The sequence below is a fragment of the Paenibacillus sp. JT22N15 genome, from assembly GCF_059383755.1.
The window spans coordinates 144,260-158,260 of sequence record NZ_JBXENV010000013.1 but is presented as its reverse complement, the minus strand read 5'-3'; the positions used below and the strand labels follow the sequence as shown (position 1 = coordinate 158,260).

The following is a 14,001-nucleotide window of genomic DNA, read 5'->3' as shown; positions in this document are numbered from 1 at the left end:
CCTATTACTTAAACACCGTTACACCTTATAAATATCTATCGTATGCAAAATGATACTGGCCAGAGCCCAGCTCCAGCGTAACGCTTCCCGCTTCTTCATGAATCGCGGTGATGCCCGCCGCTTGCGATAGTGCAATGCCATTTTCCAGCACATCGGCTGCCGCATGCGCTTCTGGAAGCTTTAGCGTCGCACGGGCATTGCCCGGCACCGTCACTTGAATTTCCATTCGTCCTGCTTCCATACGGCGCCAAGAGGAAACGACTACCCCATACATCGTTGTAAGCCTTGCTTCCGCCCATGTTAAACCTGGTCCCGGCTGCGGGCTGATTTTCACATGCTTGAATCCCGGCTCCTCCTCGTCTGGCTGAATGCCAGCCACGTAGCTGTACAGCCATTCTCCGATTGCACCGTAGGCATAATGATTGAAGGAATTCATATCCTCGCTCCAGAAGCTGCCGTCTTCCTTGATGCCATCCCAATGCTCCCAAATCGTCGTCGCGCCTTTCGTAATTTGATAGAGCCAGGAAGGATAATCCTCCTGCAGCAGCAAACGGTAAGCTAGATCATTGCGCCCAGCTTCGCTAAGCACTGGATTCAAATAAGGCGTACCGACAAATCCTGTCGTCAAATGGTCATCTTGTTCCTTTAGCAGCTCGGCAAGCTTCTGCTCGGCCCTCTCTTTCGCCGCCCCTGACACGAGGCCGAAGCGCAGCGCCAGCACCTGCGCCGTTTGTGTCGGTACAGACAGCCGCCCGGACGGGGTCAGAAACTCATGCTGGAATGCGGCAATAATTTGTTTATGCCAAGCAGCAAGATGCTCCACTTCCGTTTCTTTCCCTAATGCTTTCGCCGCTTTAGCGACAAGCGATACCGAATAAGCGTAATAGGCCGTTGCAATAAAATCTCTGTCCGTGGCCCCGACGTAGCTGTTCGGCTTGGAATCAAGCCCCAGCCAATCGCCAAAGTGGAATCCCGTGTTCCACAAATAAGGGTTGCTCCCCTGCTCATAAATGTACTGAATCCATTGGTTCATGCTGTCATATTGCGCCTCCAGCAGCCTAGCATCGCCATACGCTTCATACATCGTCCATGGACAAATAACCGCCGCATCGCCCCAAGCCGCAGAGGAATGGCTTGTGTCTCCCCAGCCTTCGGAAAACTCAGGCTTCAGATTAGGGATGTAGAACGGAATGCCCCCTTCCGGCGTCTGATCCGCTTTCAAATCTTGCAGCCATTTAGTGAAAAATGGGGCAACATTCATCACATAGGAAGCCGTTCGAATGAACATTTGCGCGTCGCCCGTCCAGCCTAGCCGCTCATCGCGCTGCGGGCAGTCGGTCGGCACATCGACAAAATTGCCCTTTTGCCCCCAGACGATATTATGATGCAGCTGGTTCACCTTGGCATCCGAGCATTCGAAAAACCCTGTACGCTCCATATCCGAATGCAGCACAATTCCACGGAAAGCTTCGAGCTCAATCGGCGCTTTAAACCCTGTCAGCTTCACATAACGGAAGCCTTGAAAGGTGAAATGCGGCTCAAACGATTCCTTCCCATTCCCTTTCAACGTATATTGGATACGCTGCTCGGCCCGGCGAATATTGCCCATATAGAAGTTTCCATCCTGATCTAGCACCTCCGCATGCTGCAATTCAACCCTATGTCCAGCGGCGCCTTCGACTTCGAATTTTACCCAGCCGACCATGATTTGGCCAAAATCAATCACCGTATCGCCCTCTGGCGTTTGGATTACAGCAATCGGCTTCAGTGTTTCGGCGGGGCGAACAGGCTCATTTACCTGCTGGGTTATGATCGACTTAGGATGTATAATCGTTTCAACTGGCTGCCATACGTCTGAATCCGCCGTTTGGCTGCTATGCCAGTCCAATTCCAAACGGGCGTCATAACGCTCGCCATGATACATTTCGGACATTAGAATCGCGCTTCCAGCCGCTTGCCAATCATTATTCGAAACGACAACTTCCTCCGTACCATCCTCATAGCTAATGTGAAGCTGGAAGAGCAGCGCAGCGCGTGAACCATAAGTCTCTTTCTCCTGCTTCCAGCCGAGTTCCCCTTTGTACCAGCCATTGCCCAGCAGCGCGCCAATCGCATGCGTGCCAACGGCCAACTGGTTCGTTACATCATACACCTGATATTGCAGCCGTTTGCCGTAGCTGGTCCAGCCCGGTGTAAAATAGTCGTTGCCAATGCGATTGCCATTCCATTGCAGCTCATACATGCCTAGTGCCGTAGCGTAAATCCGGGCGCTTTTGACCGTTTTTTCAACGGTGACAAAAGTTCGGAGCAGCGGAATGCGCTCCGCATCCTCTTCCGTCGCAGCGAAATCGGAAGGCGCGCTAATCCACTCCGCTATCCACGCGCTGTAATCCAAGAGACCGGTTTCAAAATAGGCCGTTTCCGACCAAACGCTGCCTTCCAAAGACAACCCGGTAGTCCACATCTTGACCCGATAATAATATCGCGTGCGCGCTTGCAGCTCGATTTGATCCAGCACAACATGAACGGATTGACCAGAAGCGTTCCGGCCAGAATCCCATAAAATTTGTCCAAACTCTGGCTCCAATGAAACTTGCAGCTGGTAGGCCTGCTGCTGAATGCCTCTTTCCTCTGATTGGATTTGCCAGCTGATTCTAGGATGCGGCACATCAATGCCAAGCGGATTTTTCAAATATTCACATCTGACTTTTGCGATCTGGACCATGGGACGACCTCCTCTAATCAGGAAAAGCTGCTGTTCATCACTTACCCTGTTATCGTATAATTATAGCGTCCATTTTCAGTGACAATCCTTGTAAAAAGGCCAACATATCCCGGTCATTCAGCCATCTAATTAAGGAGGTGCTTATCGATGAAAAAACCTGTGCAATGGTATAAAGGCGATCATTTTTTTGGCAATCAGCTTCCGATTTTCGTCAATCGCTATCAGGAGGATTTCAAGGTTCCCCTCCATGCCCATGATTTTATAGAGTTCAACTTTGTGGCTGAAGGGAAAGGCTTTCATCATATTGGAGACGATATTGTTGCCGTGAGCAAAGGGTTGTTTTTCACGATACCAGTCGGCGTTCCACATGTGTTCAGGCCTTCCTCCCCTGACCCATCCCAGCATCCGCTCATCGTATATAATTGCTTATTTGCGCCGCAGCTGCTGCTTGCGATGTCCACCTTGTTTACCGATCCGCTGCTGGAGCAGTATTTAGATGAGCTGCAAAATGGTCAAGCCACCTATCATTCGATTCAGGATCACGATGGTTCAATTGAAAAATTGCTCGTGGCGATGTATCAGGAGTTTTCCTTCTCGGCAGCAGGAGCGGACACTTATCTATACACGTTATTCCTGCAACTGGTCATAACCATTCACCGACTGCGAAGCGACAACCGCCCGTTGAAAATAAAGGATGTGTCGCACTTCAACCTGCTCATTCAGTTTATGGAGCAGCACGTTCATGAAGAGCTGACACTCGCGAAGCTGGCCACAAGATCCGGCTGGAGCATTCGGCATTTACAGCGTCTATTTCTCCAGCACACCGGACAAACGTTTGGCAACTATTTGAACCAACTGCGCATACAAAAAAGCTGTGAGCATTTACGCTTAACACAGCTTAAAATTAGTACAATTGCCGAAATGGTCGGCTATAGCCACATTGATTCGTTTAATGCGCTTTTCAAGAAAAGAGTCGGCCAGACGCCTGGCCAATATCGCAAGCAGTTTAGATGAAACTGACAGCTTAAAGCAGGCTTTTAATAATTTGCATCGGATTTCCCGTATCACCATACGTGTCACTCATCATCGTATTGACGGTTTCTTCAGAGGGTACAACGCAAATATACGGCTATGGTATCGGCAGCTTATTGTCCCCTCTCTTGCTTCATTCCTTCGAAAGCGCCCGTTATTAATTGCTTAATCACGCTTTCCTCCAGCCCGTCTCCTGTAACTAACAAGCGATAAAAAATCGGCCCATAAAGTAAATCAATACTCAATTCAATATCTAGCTCCCGTTTCAGTTCCCCCCGCTCTACCCCTCGCATGAGCAGCTGCCTTGCTTCCAATCGGCGAGGACGGACATACTCCTCCCGCAATGCAGCAGCAAGCTTCGCATCAAATTGCCCCTCTCCGATAATTTCCGTAATCACCTCTCCTTCACGGCTCGTTAAAAATCGGGATAAATTAGTCGCATGAAGCAAAATATCTTCATATACAGCGCCCGTATCCGGTATTGGCAGCCTTGCAGTGATGGCATACATAAAACCAGCCATTACAACGGCACCTTTATTAGGCCACCATTTGTAGATCGTCGCTTTGCTCACCTGTGCCTGCTCGGCAATTTTCTCAACGGTAACGCCGCCAAATCCGATTTCAAGCAGCAAGTTGTAGGAGGCCGTTAAAATAGCACGCTCCGCTTCAACGTTGCGAGGTCGCCCTCTTTTTATATTCAATGGTCATAGCTCCTTTTGTGGACTTTCTTTATATTATATAAAATTTTGGGCGCGTTGAAAAAAAACATTTTAAATACTGTACGTTTAGTATATAATATAGCCATAATTAAAAAAAGGATTCGCACCACCCATTTGAGCAGAAAGAAGGCATGATGTTATGAACAACTTACAGTCCAAGGAGAAATCCATTCCGAACTGGCTTATGTTTCTTTTAGCCGCTGCTTGCGGTCTTATTGTAGCTAATCTTTATTATGCCCAGACGTTAATCGGGCCGATCAGTTCCTCCATCGGAATACCCTTAGGAGCAGCAGGACTAATTGTAACGCTAACTCAAGTAGGCTATGTGGTCGGTTTATTATTTATCGTCCCACTCAGTGATTTGATCGAAAACCGCCGATTGGTTACCGCCTCACTAGTTGTCGTCATTATCGCGCTAATCGGAACGATATTCGCCCCTAATACAGCCACCTTCCTCATCTCCGCTTTATTTATAGGAATAGGCTCGGTTGCTGCGCAAATTCTTGTCCCCTATGCCACTTTCCTTGCAGCGGATGAACAGCGCGGTCGTGTTGTAGGCAATGTAATGAGCGGTCTGCTGCTAGGCATTATGTTTGCTCGGCCATTAGCCAGCCTCATAACGGAATATTGGGGATGGCGGGCGGTATTTATTTTATCTGCTATCGTGATCATATTGCTCGCAATTGTTCTATCCCGTGCGCTTCCACAGCGGAAACCAACACCGTCCCTCCAATATGGGGCATTGATCCGTTCTTTAGGCTCGCTTTTGAAAGCAACGCCTATTTTGCGCCGCCGCGCCTTTTATCAAGCTTGTTTATTTGGCTCCTTTAGTTTGTTTTGGACCGTCATTCCACTGCGTTTAACCGAATATTTTCATTTGACGCAGCAAGGCATCGCTTTATTCGCTCTCGCTGGTGTAGCAGGAGCCGTAGCGGCGCCTATTGCCGGCAGATTGGCTGATCGTGGTTTGACTAAATTGCTGAGCGGCATCGCGATTGCCGTTTCTGCCCTTGCTTTTTTGACAGCCTATCTCGTCCGAGGGGATTCTTTCGCCGCTTTGACGTTACTGCTGGTTGCTGCTATCGTTTTGGATATGGGGGTGTCAGGAAATCTTGTGTTGGGCCAGCGCGTTATCTATTCGCTAGGCAGTGAGATGCGCGGACGCCTTAATGGCCTATTCATGGCTATTTTCTTCATCGGCGGAGCCGTGGGGTCTTTTTTGGGAGGATGGGCCTATGCTTATGGGGGATGGGCTTTAGCTTCCCTGATCGGTATCGCTCTGCCGGTACTTGCCTTTCTATATTACTTAACCGAGGCAAAGCAGCCATCAGGGAATGCATAAAACCTTCGTGCTTGGTAAAAAGAAATTTCTTACAGCGGAATTAAAAAATAAGGGGAAGCGCTGCTTGAACCAGTCTTGTATTGGCAAGTCCAGCGCTTCCTTTTTGTGGACCTATAACAACTCACCCTCCGGTGGATGCTATAGCAGTTCCCCTTCATAGGCGGTTACAGCTTTTTCTCATATAAATTTGCGCTCCAGCCCTCTGCATCGTATCTGCCGCATAAGCTCAAGCCTTGGCTAACATAAAAAGCGTTAAGCGACGGATTTTCCGCCATGCAATCAAGGCGCATCCAGGTTTTTCCACGCCCGCGAATATATGCTTCCGACCACGCAAGCACTTGACCGCCAAGACCTTGCCCTTTGAAACTGCGAGATACAGCCAGCCGATGCACATAACCGGCATCCGTATGAAAATGCTCTCCCCAGATCGGCTCGTAGCCCCACTCGACCGAAAAACAGCCCGCAAGCTCGCCCCGCAAGTAAGCGACGAACACTTCTTTTTCCCTAATGAATTTCTCTAAATATTCCATTGTAAAAGAATCCTCGCTCCACTGGCGCAAGCCTTTCGCCTCATATATCCAGCGGGCTGCTTCCTTGTATAAACGAAGCATCGCTTCCAGATCATCAGATGCGGCGCGTTTAATTTCAAGCTCGGCTTTCGATGCAGACACTGCCAAGTGGAGGCTGTTTTGTACTTTCTCTTCATGCCAATCATATTCAATAGTAGCTGCTGTTTGCTCAGCCCGCTCCTGACCGTGCAGCCTTGCCACGACATAAAGTGCAGCATCCATGCCAGCCGTCACTCCTGCGGACATGACGATTTTTCCGTTATCCACATAGCGCACGTTCTCAACAATCGTCACACTGGAAGGCGCAAGCTCACGCAGCAGATCAAGTGCCCGGCGATTCGTTGTAATCTGGAGTCCATCCAGCAAATTCGCTTTGGCCAGCAGCAGCGCACCTGTACATACAGATAAAATAAGTTCAGCATGCTGTGCCGTTTGGCGAATCCAGCTCGTAAGCTTCTCATTATGAATCTCCGTACGCGATCCCATGCCACCAGGAACGATTAATATATCAGGCATAGGACAATCGTCGAAGCTATGCGCTGGTGTAATCGCAATTCCGCTAAGCGTATGCAAAGCTTCCTTCGTCTCTCCAACCGTGTATACGTTAAAATCCCTATCCTTGCCGCTCGAGATGGCGAATATATCAAACGGACCAGCAAAATCAAGTGTATCCACTCTCTCATAAACTAACACCGCTACATTTCTCGTCTGCTTCAATTCGACCTCTCCTTAAAATAGAAAAGTATTTGGTCATTTGACCAAATACTTTGCCCAGGCGAACGGCTGCTATGACATATGCGCTCCACCGCAGTGCTCTGCGTTTTCGCCAGTTACGCATACCAAATAATTAATGCTAGTATAGCGGAAAGCCGTTATTTGTCAACAACTAATTCCGACTTTTTAAATCGGCATTGCATTACCTTCATGATCAACGAACATAAAGCGGCTGTCCGGCGTGCGGCGCTGCTCCAATAGCCCAATAATGCCGCGAGCGCTGTGGCTCGCATCCAGCGGCGCTTCTCCACCGCCCATATCCGTCCGCATCCAGCCAGGATGAATACTGAGCACCTGAATGCCCCGCTTTTGCAAATATACATGAAGCTGCTGCGTGAACATATTGAGCGCTGTTTTGGATATCGCATAAGGATAATCGCCTGGATAAGCATGCGTGATGCTGCCCGCTTCAGAAGAAATATTAAAAATGGCAGCGTCCTTCTCCGTTAATAAAGGCAGCAAATGCTTCACGACACGCATAGGCCCATATACATTAATATCCATCGTCAGCGCAACTTCCTTAAAATCCAGCTGTTCGATGTGTGTATTTCGAGAATTGAGAATCGCTGCATTATTAATGATTGCTCCAAGGCTCACGTTCTGCTCCTTCAATTGTGAAGCGAGCGCTGCAATGCCTTCCTCATTCGTGACATCCAGCTCCACAATCGACAGCCGCTCACCATACTTCTCAGTAAGTGCCGATAGCTTTTCATTAGTCTCATTAGGTGATCGAACTCCCGCCACAACCGCATGTCCGCGCTCCAGCGCCTCACTCGTCAACTCGTAGCCAAGTCCTCGCCCTGCACCTGTAATTAAAATGTTCATGCTCCCAGCTCCCTCTATTTAATTTCTTTCCCGAAGGAAGCTTCCGCTTCCTTAAGCGACTGCTCCAATCTGCTACGCAGCTGCACCATCCACTCCGACTCATTGTCCCACGTTTCCGCTATCGCCCTCCTTACACGAGCGTAGCTGTACACGCTGTTAAAGCCTTGGCAGCCAGGCAACATCTCCTCATCGGAATCATAATGTATGAGACCAAAATGCTTATCAGAAACCGACCACGTCTGAAAATAGCTCCTTAGCTGCTGCACTTCAAAAAACATTGCTGCTTTAACCAGCTCAGTCTCTTGCTTTAATGCAATCGCTTCCAGAACAATGAAGCCATTGTCCTTCAAATAGGCGCTAAATGCAAGCTCCGCTCACATATTTCCCTTATTTTTCTGACGAAAGAAAATATACGGGGATCACGATTTAAGCTTGACACGTTTCGTTTACACTTGTAAACTTTAAATATCGTTTACAAGTGTAAACGAATAAAATCAAGAAGGGTGAATACGATGCACGAGTCCCCACACATTACCGAGGCCGAAAGCGAAGTGATGAAGCTACTCTGGCAAAAGGAGCCTTTGTCCGCCAGTGAGATTATTTTCAAACTAACCCAACAAATGCATTGGTCGGATCAGACGATTAAGACCTTCCTGAATAGGCTTCACAAGAAAAAAGCGATTCGATTCGAAAAGTCCGGCCGGAACTACCTCTACTATCCGCTGGTTTCGCATGATGAATACTTAAAGGCCGAGAATCGTTCATTTCTGAATAGAGTTTATAAAGGAGCAGTAGGGATAATGTGCGCGAAATTTCTCGAAGAAGAGACACTATCGGATAAAGATATTGAGGAACTTCAACAAATTTTGGAGAACAAGAAGAAGCTATGAAGTATCTGGAAACGGTCTTTTCTCTTCTGTTCACTGCGTCAGCCGCATCGACGGTAATTCTATTAATATTACTCTTGATTCGGAAGCTGTTCCAAAAGCACCTTAAACCTAGAGTTATCCATATATTGTGGTTTCTTGTGTTAATTAAGCTGCTGGTTCCCATTGCTCCACAGAGTCAGTTAAGCTTGTTTAATGTGCTGCCGCAAACGTTCCCGCTGGAATGGAATTCAGATCAGAAGAGTAAGCAGCTCACTCCCTTTACTAAGATCGGTTCCAACTTGGAAATTCAATCCAATTATATGGATATAAAAAAGCAGCCTCCCGAGTTCATCACGAACCAAGCAGACGAAACAGGAACTTCAGTCGCCACACGTTCTTCTCAAGACCATATTCCAGAAAGCACAGATGGAATGACCTGGCTATCGATTGGCTCGCTGGTATGGCTTATAGGGCTTCTATGCTTGGGTGGATATTATCTGTTTAGCGCGCTGATTTTCAGAAAAACAGTCGGAAACTCAGTGAAAATTGAGGATGCTGAAGTACTCATGGCTCTTGAGGCATGCAAACAGAAGCTGAACATTAAAAAAAGAGTATACGTCTATGAAACTAGCCATCTTCGCAGCCCTTGTCTTTATGGTTTATGGAAGCCGCGGATTTATTTGCCCGAGGATATCAGCACGATCGCCGATTCAAACCAGCTAACGCATATCCTGATGCATGAACTCATTCACTACAAACGCAAGGACTTATGGTTCAACTCCCTGTGGGCTCTTTCCGTAGGGATGCATTGGTACAACCCTTTGGTGTGGCTTTCCGTAAGAAAGATGAAAGCCGATCAGGAGGTGGCCTGCGACGCTCGTGTTCTTGAAGCGCTGGGCGAGCGTGAAGCTTTGTCCTATGGCAGAACCTTACTTATGCTGTCGCGTTTATTTGCCCATCCCCCCTCTTCTCAGGTCAACCTATCGTATTTTGGGGACAACAAAAATGAAGCAAAACGGAGAATGATAATGATTACCAAGTTTAAAAAAGGTTCGTACAAGCTCTCGGCCGCCGCTATTCTCTTGGTTATTGTCTTGAGTGCCATCTTGCTCACCAATGCGTCGGATTCAGAGAATGGTACCGAGCTCGATATGGTTGCCCAAGCAGCAAACCCTAGTTTGGATCTATATCCTATATACAACGATTCATTCAGATGGTTTCATAGTCTCGATCGGGCACTCGATTTTCCGAAATATAACTTTAAAATACCGGATTATCTTCCTGAAGGTTATCAGTTCGAGAATGTATTATATTATAAAAATTTCACCAGCGCCAACGATGACGATCTTATTGATGTAGCATCCATTACTTTTGTATCTAACTTTGGCAAAAAAAACAAACAAATTATAGAAGTCAAAGCTTCTATGGGAAATGGCAATTTGTTGGAGCACAATCAATTACGGGGGGCGGCTCACTATCCCCAAAGTGCAAACGAGACTCCTCAGTACCGACAGGAAACTATGACGATCGGCGATGTCAAAGGCACTTTATTCACGGATAAGAGACGCGACAAACAAAGGCCAGAAACGGGCACAAGCTTCTACTGGCAGGATGACAATATATGGTACGCAATCGATTATTATAGCGAGTATTTTTCGCAAGAAGAGCTCGCAAAAATGGTGAAATCCTTTGTTTTACCGCAGAAAGTTCAGCATGTCCGCTACGACGGAGCTGGAAATTCGTTTCCCCTTTATGATGGAAAGGATTTGCTTGCGGCGGAAAACATTCTTGACTTTACGGTGAAAATTCCTTTGGAATTGCCGGGGCTTAAGCTGAGCGGTTCAATATTACTTAGGGCCGGCGATCAGAATACTGAGTATGCGTTTAAACAAGCGACCGACGCTCTATGGACGACCTATCGAGCATCGTACGATTCCTCAACCTATAATATAGAGGATACTTTCTCGCTTTATCAGAGCAAGGAGCCGCTTTTCGACACATCTAAGCTCACGCTCACTCGGAAACTGGAGATTAATGGCGTCGAAATTTCGGCTTATAATGACCAGAACCAAATCTACGTATCACCCACCATGCCTTATTACTTGTGGAAGCAGGACAATATTTATTATACTGCCGTTTTCTCTGGTATGGACAAGTACCAAGAAGACAACCTGAAAGCTATGATTTCGGCTCCCAAGAAATAGACCCGAGGGCGAGAGGAGATGCTTCTGGATATCTGCTTTATTTTCAGGAAAGAATCGCTTCTCCTTCTAGCTTTACCGGCCTGTCTGGGCGGGGCTCCAACTGCTTGCGCCTTGCCGTAAAACCGGCCAACGCAATAAAGCATAAGCTGAACATAAGCAAATACAGCTTATTGACACCCCAATGTGAAATGACCACGCCGCCCAAGGCACTGCCGATAATTCCTCCAATGCCGGAAGTGAGCGCCACAAACAAGGTCTGATACGTCGCTTTCGCATAGCGGTTAATCACCTCAACCGAGGCGCTTGCCATGAACGCAAAGGCTATGCCATCAAACAGCTACACAGCAAGCACCAACCCCACTTGAGTGGAGAAAGCCATAACGAGACATTTCACGCTATAGCATAAGGCTGCCAGCATCATCATCGGAATTAAGCCAAAGCGTCTATGCAGCTTAACCGCAAGCCAGAACATCGGCACTTCAATAATGGCGGCAATGCTGTAAGCTGTTCCTATCCAGCCTTTATTAAAGCCTGCTTCCTTGAAGTAAATCGGGAGAAAGTTAAAATTAATTGCAATCGAAGAGGCGATGAGAAAGCTAAACAGCACGAAGGTTAAAAAGCTTTGATGCCGTAAGATTTGCGCAGTATGTCTTCAACGACACTTTAGCTCTCGTCACAGCCTTATTAAATCGCAAATGAACTCGCCATAAAACAGGAAAAGAGCCGGCCCCGGAGGCCAGCTCTTATATCCCGCGCAATATTAGATTCGTTCATACAAATGAATTAGGACGTGTAGTTTTTGCCTAAACCCAGCTCTGTCAACAGCTGGCGATAAGCGATAGAGGTACGGTCAGCCGGAATATGGGCCTCAGCTTGAAGATCAAGCGGCAAATCCTCCGGCGTCTGCGCTTCGACCATTTCAGCATCCTCTTGGAACACCTTTAAGTTAAAATCTATCGTATCTTGAATCGGAGCGTTCTTATCGAAATTACGCGATATTGGGCAGAAAAGTCTTGTATATCGGGCCGATACTGGAGATGCGCAGTTTAAAATATTCAATCTCCCCTCATCAGGAAAATAAACGGTGAGCGATGCAGCGAATGGCGGAAACACGCGGAATTCGCGCAGCCACATAAAGTCATCAGGAGCCGGATTCTCCTGTCCCTTGCCATAGTTGCTGACCGTGCTCCAATATTCCGCAAGCAGCTCCTGTCCTTCCCGCTTCACCTTATATTGCGGCACCTCGGTGTTGTTGCGGTCGCCGAACGTTTCCGTATGCACATATGCAAAATGCGATACGTCCAAGAAACCTTCCATTTGGCGGCCAGCAGAGCCGGCAATATCAAAGCTCGGCGGCAAAACGTTCAAGTAATCGGGATCTTCCCAGCCGGGGAACGGCGGAATATTTTCCTCCAAGGACATCAGTGACGTCCAGATCAAGCCGTAACGTTCTACGGCCGGATACGTGATGAGCTTTAGTTTAGGCGAGATGCGCGAATCGGGATGCGCAGGCACCGCCGTGCATTTGCCTTCGCAATTGTAGCGGAAACCGTGATACGGGCATACGATTTCGCCATTTTCAATCCAGCCCTTGCTGAGCGGGGCTCCGCGGTGAAAGCAAAGGTCACGGGCGACGACGACCCGGTCGCTGCTGCGGTAGCAGACAAGCTTCATATCCAGCAGGGTTACCGCCACCGGCTTATCTGCAATCTCGCTTGCAATCGCGATCGGATACCAATATTGCGCCAATACATGCCAATCCTCAGCAGAAAAGGTACAGTTCCGCGGCAGCTCGCTCTCTTCTCTTTTTTTAGCTGCCGTCCTTGTGTTTTGCTCCATAATCGTCATATTGTCCACCTCTTTATCGTAGTTAACCGCTTTGACTTAAGCGTATATGGGCTATGTTTGTCGTTTTTTGCATTTAAACCTGGCTAAGAATGCGCACCGGAACGTTCAAGTCTTCCTCCAGCTTGCGGTAATGCTCGCCTTTGGCAATGATCGCCTGCACGCCGACAAGCTTTACCCCCATCTCTTCCATCTGCACAGCAATCGAGCGGATCGTTGCACCGGAGCTGATTACATCATCAACGAGCAGAACACGATCACCTTTCTGAAAGCCGTCAAAGCAAATGCGATTTTCGTTGTATGCCGTTTCGCGCTTGGCCTCCAGATGAATATCTTTATACAAATCCGTGCTCAGCCTTAAAATGTTAATCGGCTTCAGCAGCTTATACGCCGCAAGCATCCCCCATGTGTGGCCACCAGGCTCTGGCGATACGATATAATCGTAATTGTGAAAATGGTCCTCGATGCTCACCGCCAAATTATCGGTAATTTCATTGATAAGCTCTGGAACGATATAGGTTCCCCGCTCGCCGAACGGATATAGTTTAAAGTCATAAAAGGTATCATTTGGTTTCTGAATTTTGACTGTTCTGGCATTAGCAATGGAATCGGAAAGTCTGGTGTTTGTGAGGCTCATATGCTTCTCTCCCTTAAATTTCTCTATTGTCGCCCTAAGTGTGAAACTTATAAGCTCTTATATTTCAAAAAACCCAGACTTAAGAGACTTCAGCTTCATTTCCCTGCTGCGATCAGCCCTAGGGCATCGCTAAACAGGAAAAATGCGTCGCTTTCAGTCTCTTGTAGCCTGGGGCAATTCACGGTTGCCTGTAGAAACGCCCATCCCTTATTAATGGGCTTATACAAGAATAACGCTTTTATAATTTAATGTTAACTTATCTAACATTAAAGGTTTTAATTATAATAGCACCACCCTTTTTCACTGTCAACAACGAATTCAGTGTCACTTTATCTATCATTAAAATACTAGAACTATTTTAGCAATAAAAAATAGCGGCAGCCTTGGACAAGTCAATACCGTCCTAGACTACCGCTATTTAAACATCTATCGCGCCTTGCGAGCTTTCGCGTTTGTATTT

General features: G+C 47.5%; 11 protein-coding genes, 1 pseudogene and 2 riboswitches. Of the genes and pseudogenes, 4 read left to right on the top strand and 8 right to left on the bottom strand.

All coding sequences use genetic code 11. The annotated features are described in order from the left end of the window. Positions 1 to 25 precede the first annotated feature (25 nt). Positions 26 to 2,725, bottom strand: a complete 2,700-nt coding sequence (locus tag AC50X8_RS24185) for a family 78 glycoside hydrolase catalytic domain (RefSeq protein WP_494881964.1) — start codon at positions 2,723 to 2,725, stop codon at positions 26 to 28. Positions 2,726 to 2,872: 147 nt separating this feature from the next. Between AC50X8_RS24185 and AC50X8_RS24180 the strand changes: the two genes are divergently transcribed. Beyond that, positions 2,873 to 3,739, top strand: a complete 867-nt coding sequence (locus AC50X8_RS24180; RefSeq protein ID WP_056035628.1) for an AraC family transcriptional regulator — start codon at positions 2,873 to 2,875, stop codon at positions 3,737 to 3,739. Positions 3,740 to 3,870: 131 nt separating this feature from the next. Here AC50X8_RS24180 and AC50X8_RS24175 read toward each other — a convergent pair whose 3' ends face one another. Continuing rightward, a complete protein-coding gene (locus AC50X8_RS24175) occupies positions 3,871 to 4,458 on the bottom strand; it encodes a TetR/AcrR family transcriptional regulator (protein ID WP_056035627.1) in 588 nt (195 codons plus the stop codon). A gap of 157 nt (positions 4,459 to 4,615) precedes the next feature. Between AC50X8_RS24175 and AC50X8_RS24170 the strand changes: the two genes are divergently transcribed. Continuing rightward, positions 4,616 to 5,818: an MFS transporter gene (locus AC50X8_RS24170; RefSeq protein WP_056035622.1), complete on the top strand. Its 1,203-nt coding sequence runs from the start codon at positions 4,616 to 4,618 to the stop codon at positions 5,816 to 5,818. 164 nt (positions 5,819 to 5,982) lie between these two features. Here the strand turns inward: AC50X8_RS24170 and AC50X8_RS24165 are convergent, their stop codons facing one another. The 3 genes from AC50X8_RS24165 to AC50X8_RS24155 all read right to left on the bottom strand — a co-directional run bounded on the left by AC50X8_RS24165 (position 5,983) and on the right by AC50X8_RS24155 (position 8,336). Continuing rightward, positions 5,983 to 7,104 (bottom strand): GNAT family N-acetyltransferase, encoded by a 1,122-nt coding sequence (locus AC50X8_RS24165; RefSeq protein WP_063892563.1) that lies wholly within the window; start codon positions 7,102 to 7,104, stop codon positions 5,983 to 5,985. Positions 7,105 to 7,149: 45 nt separating this feature from the next. Next, positions 7,150 to 7,231: riboswitch (ZMP/ZTP riboswitch) on the bottom strand. Positions 7,232 to 7,287: 56 nt separating this feature from the next. After that, positions 7,288 to 7,986 (bottom strand): SDR family oxidoreductase, encoded by a 699-nt coding sequence (locus AC50X8_RS24160; protein WP_056035619.1) that lies wholly within the window; start codon positions 7,984 to 7,986, stop codon positions 7,288 to 7,290. Positions 7,987 to 8,000: 14 nt separating this feature from the next. Then, positions 8,001 to 8,336 (bottom strand): hypothetical protein, encoded by a 336-nt coding sequence (locus tag AC50X8_RS24155; RefSeq protein WP_494881961.1) that lies wholly within the window; start codon positions 8,334 to 8,336, stop codon positions 8,001 to 8,003. Between the two features lie 162 nt (positions 8,337 to 8,498). Between AC50X8_RS24155 and AC50X8_RS24150 the strand changes: the two genes are divergently transcribed. Both AC50X8_RS24150 and AC50X8_RS24145 read left to right on the top strand, forming a co-directional pair. Continuing rightward, a complete protein-coding gene (locus AC50X8_RS24150; protein ID WP_056035614.1) occupies positions 8,499 to 8,876 on the top strand; it encodes a BlaI/MecI/CopY family transcriptional regulator in 378 nt (125 codons plus the stop codon). Next, positions 8,873 to 11,059, top strand: a complete 2,187-nt coding sequence (locus AC50X8_RS24145; protein ID WP_494881959.1) for a M56 family metallopeptidase — start codon at positions 8,873 to 8,875, stop codon at positions 11,057 to 11,059. The genes AC50X8_RS24150 and AC50X8_RS24145 overlap by 4 nt, the downstream gene beginning before the upstream one ends. 43 nt (positions 11,060 to 11,102) lie before the next feature. Here AC50X8_RS24145 and AC50X8_RS24140 read toward each other — a convergent pair. The 3 genes and pseudogenes from AC50X8_RS24140 to AC50X8_RS24130 all read right to left on the bottom strand — a co-directional run bounded on the left by AC50X8_RS24140 (position 11,103) and on the right by AC50X8_RS24130 (position 13,541). Continuing rightward, positions 11,103 to 11,696: pseudogene (locus AC50X8_RS24140) on the bottom strand (MFS transporter). Between the two features lie 146 nt (positions 11,697 to 11,842). Then, positions 11,843 to 12,898 (bottom strand): Rieske 2Fe-2S domain-containing protein, encoded by a 1,056-nt coding sequence (locus tag AC50X8_RS24135; RefSeq protein ID WP_056035703.1) that lies wholly within the window; start codon positions 12,896 to 12,898, stop codon positions 11,843 to 11,845. An 82-nt stretch (positions 12,899 to 12,980) separates the two neighbouring features. Then, on the bottom strand, positions 12,981 to 13,541 hold the full coding sequence (locus AC50X8_RS24130; protein ID WP_494881957.1) for a phosphoribosyltransferase: 561 nt from the start codon (positions 13,539 to 13,541) through the stop codon (positions 12,981 to 12,983). A gap of 144 nt (positions 13,542 to 13,685) precedes the next feature. Further along, positions 13,686 to 13,788: riboswitch (purine riboswitch) on the bottom strand. Positions 13,789 to 14,001: the final 213 nt, after the last annotated feature.

Coding starts and splice junctions, on each gene's coding strand:
- AC50X8_RS24185 (WP_494881964.1), bottom strand. CDS start 2,725: ATGGTCCAGATCGCAAAAGTCAGATGTGAATATTTGAAAAATCCGCTT.
- AC50X8_RS24180 (WP_056035628.1), top strand. CDS start 2,873: ATGAAAAAACCTGTGCAATGGTATAAAGGCGATCATTTTTTTGGCAAT.
- AC50X8_RS24170 (WP_056035622.1), top strand. CDS start 4,616: ATGAACAACTTACAGTCCAAGGAGAAATCCATTCCGAACTGGCTTATG.
- AC50X8_RS24160 (WP_056035619.1), bottom strand. CDS start 7,986: ATGAACATTTTAATTACAGGTGCAGGGCGAGGACTTGGCTACGAGTTG.
- AC50X8_RS24150 (WP_056035614.1), top strand. CDS start 8,499: ATGCACGAGTCCCCACACATTACCGAGGCCGAAAGCGAAGTGATGAAG.
- AC50X8_RS24145 (WP_494881959.1), top strand. CDS start 8,873: ATGAAGTATCTGGAAACGGTCTTTTCTCTTCTGTTCACTGCGTCAGCC.
- AC50X8_RS24135 (WP_056035703.1), bottom strand. CDS start 12,898: ATGGAGCAAAACACAAGGACGGCAGCTAAAAAAAGAGAAGAGAGCGAG.
- AC50X8_RS24130 (WP_494881957.1), bottom strand. CDS start 13,541: ATGAGCCTCACAAACACCAGACTTTCCGATTCCATTGCTAATGCCAGA.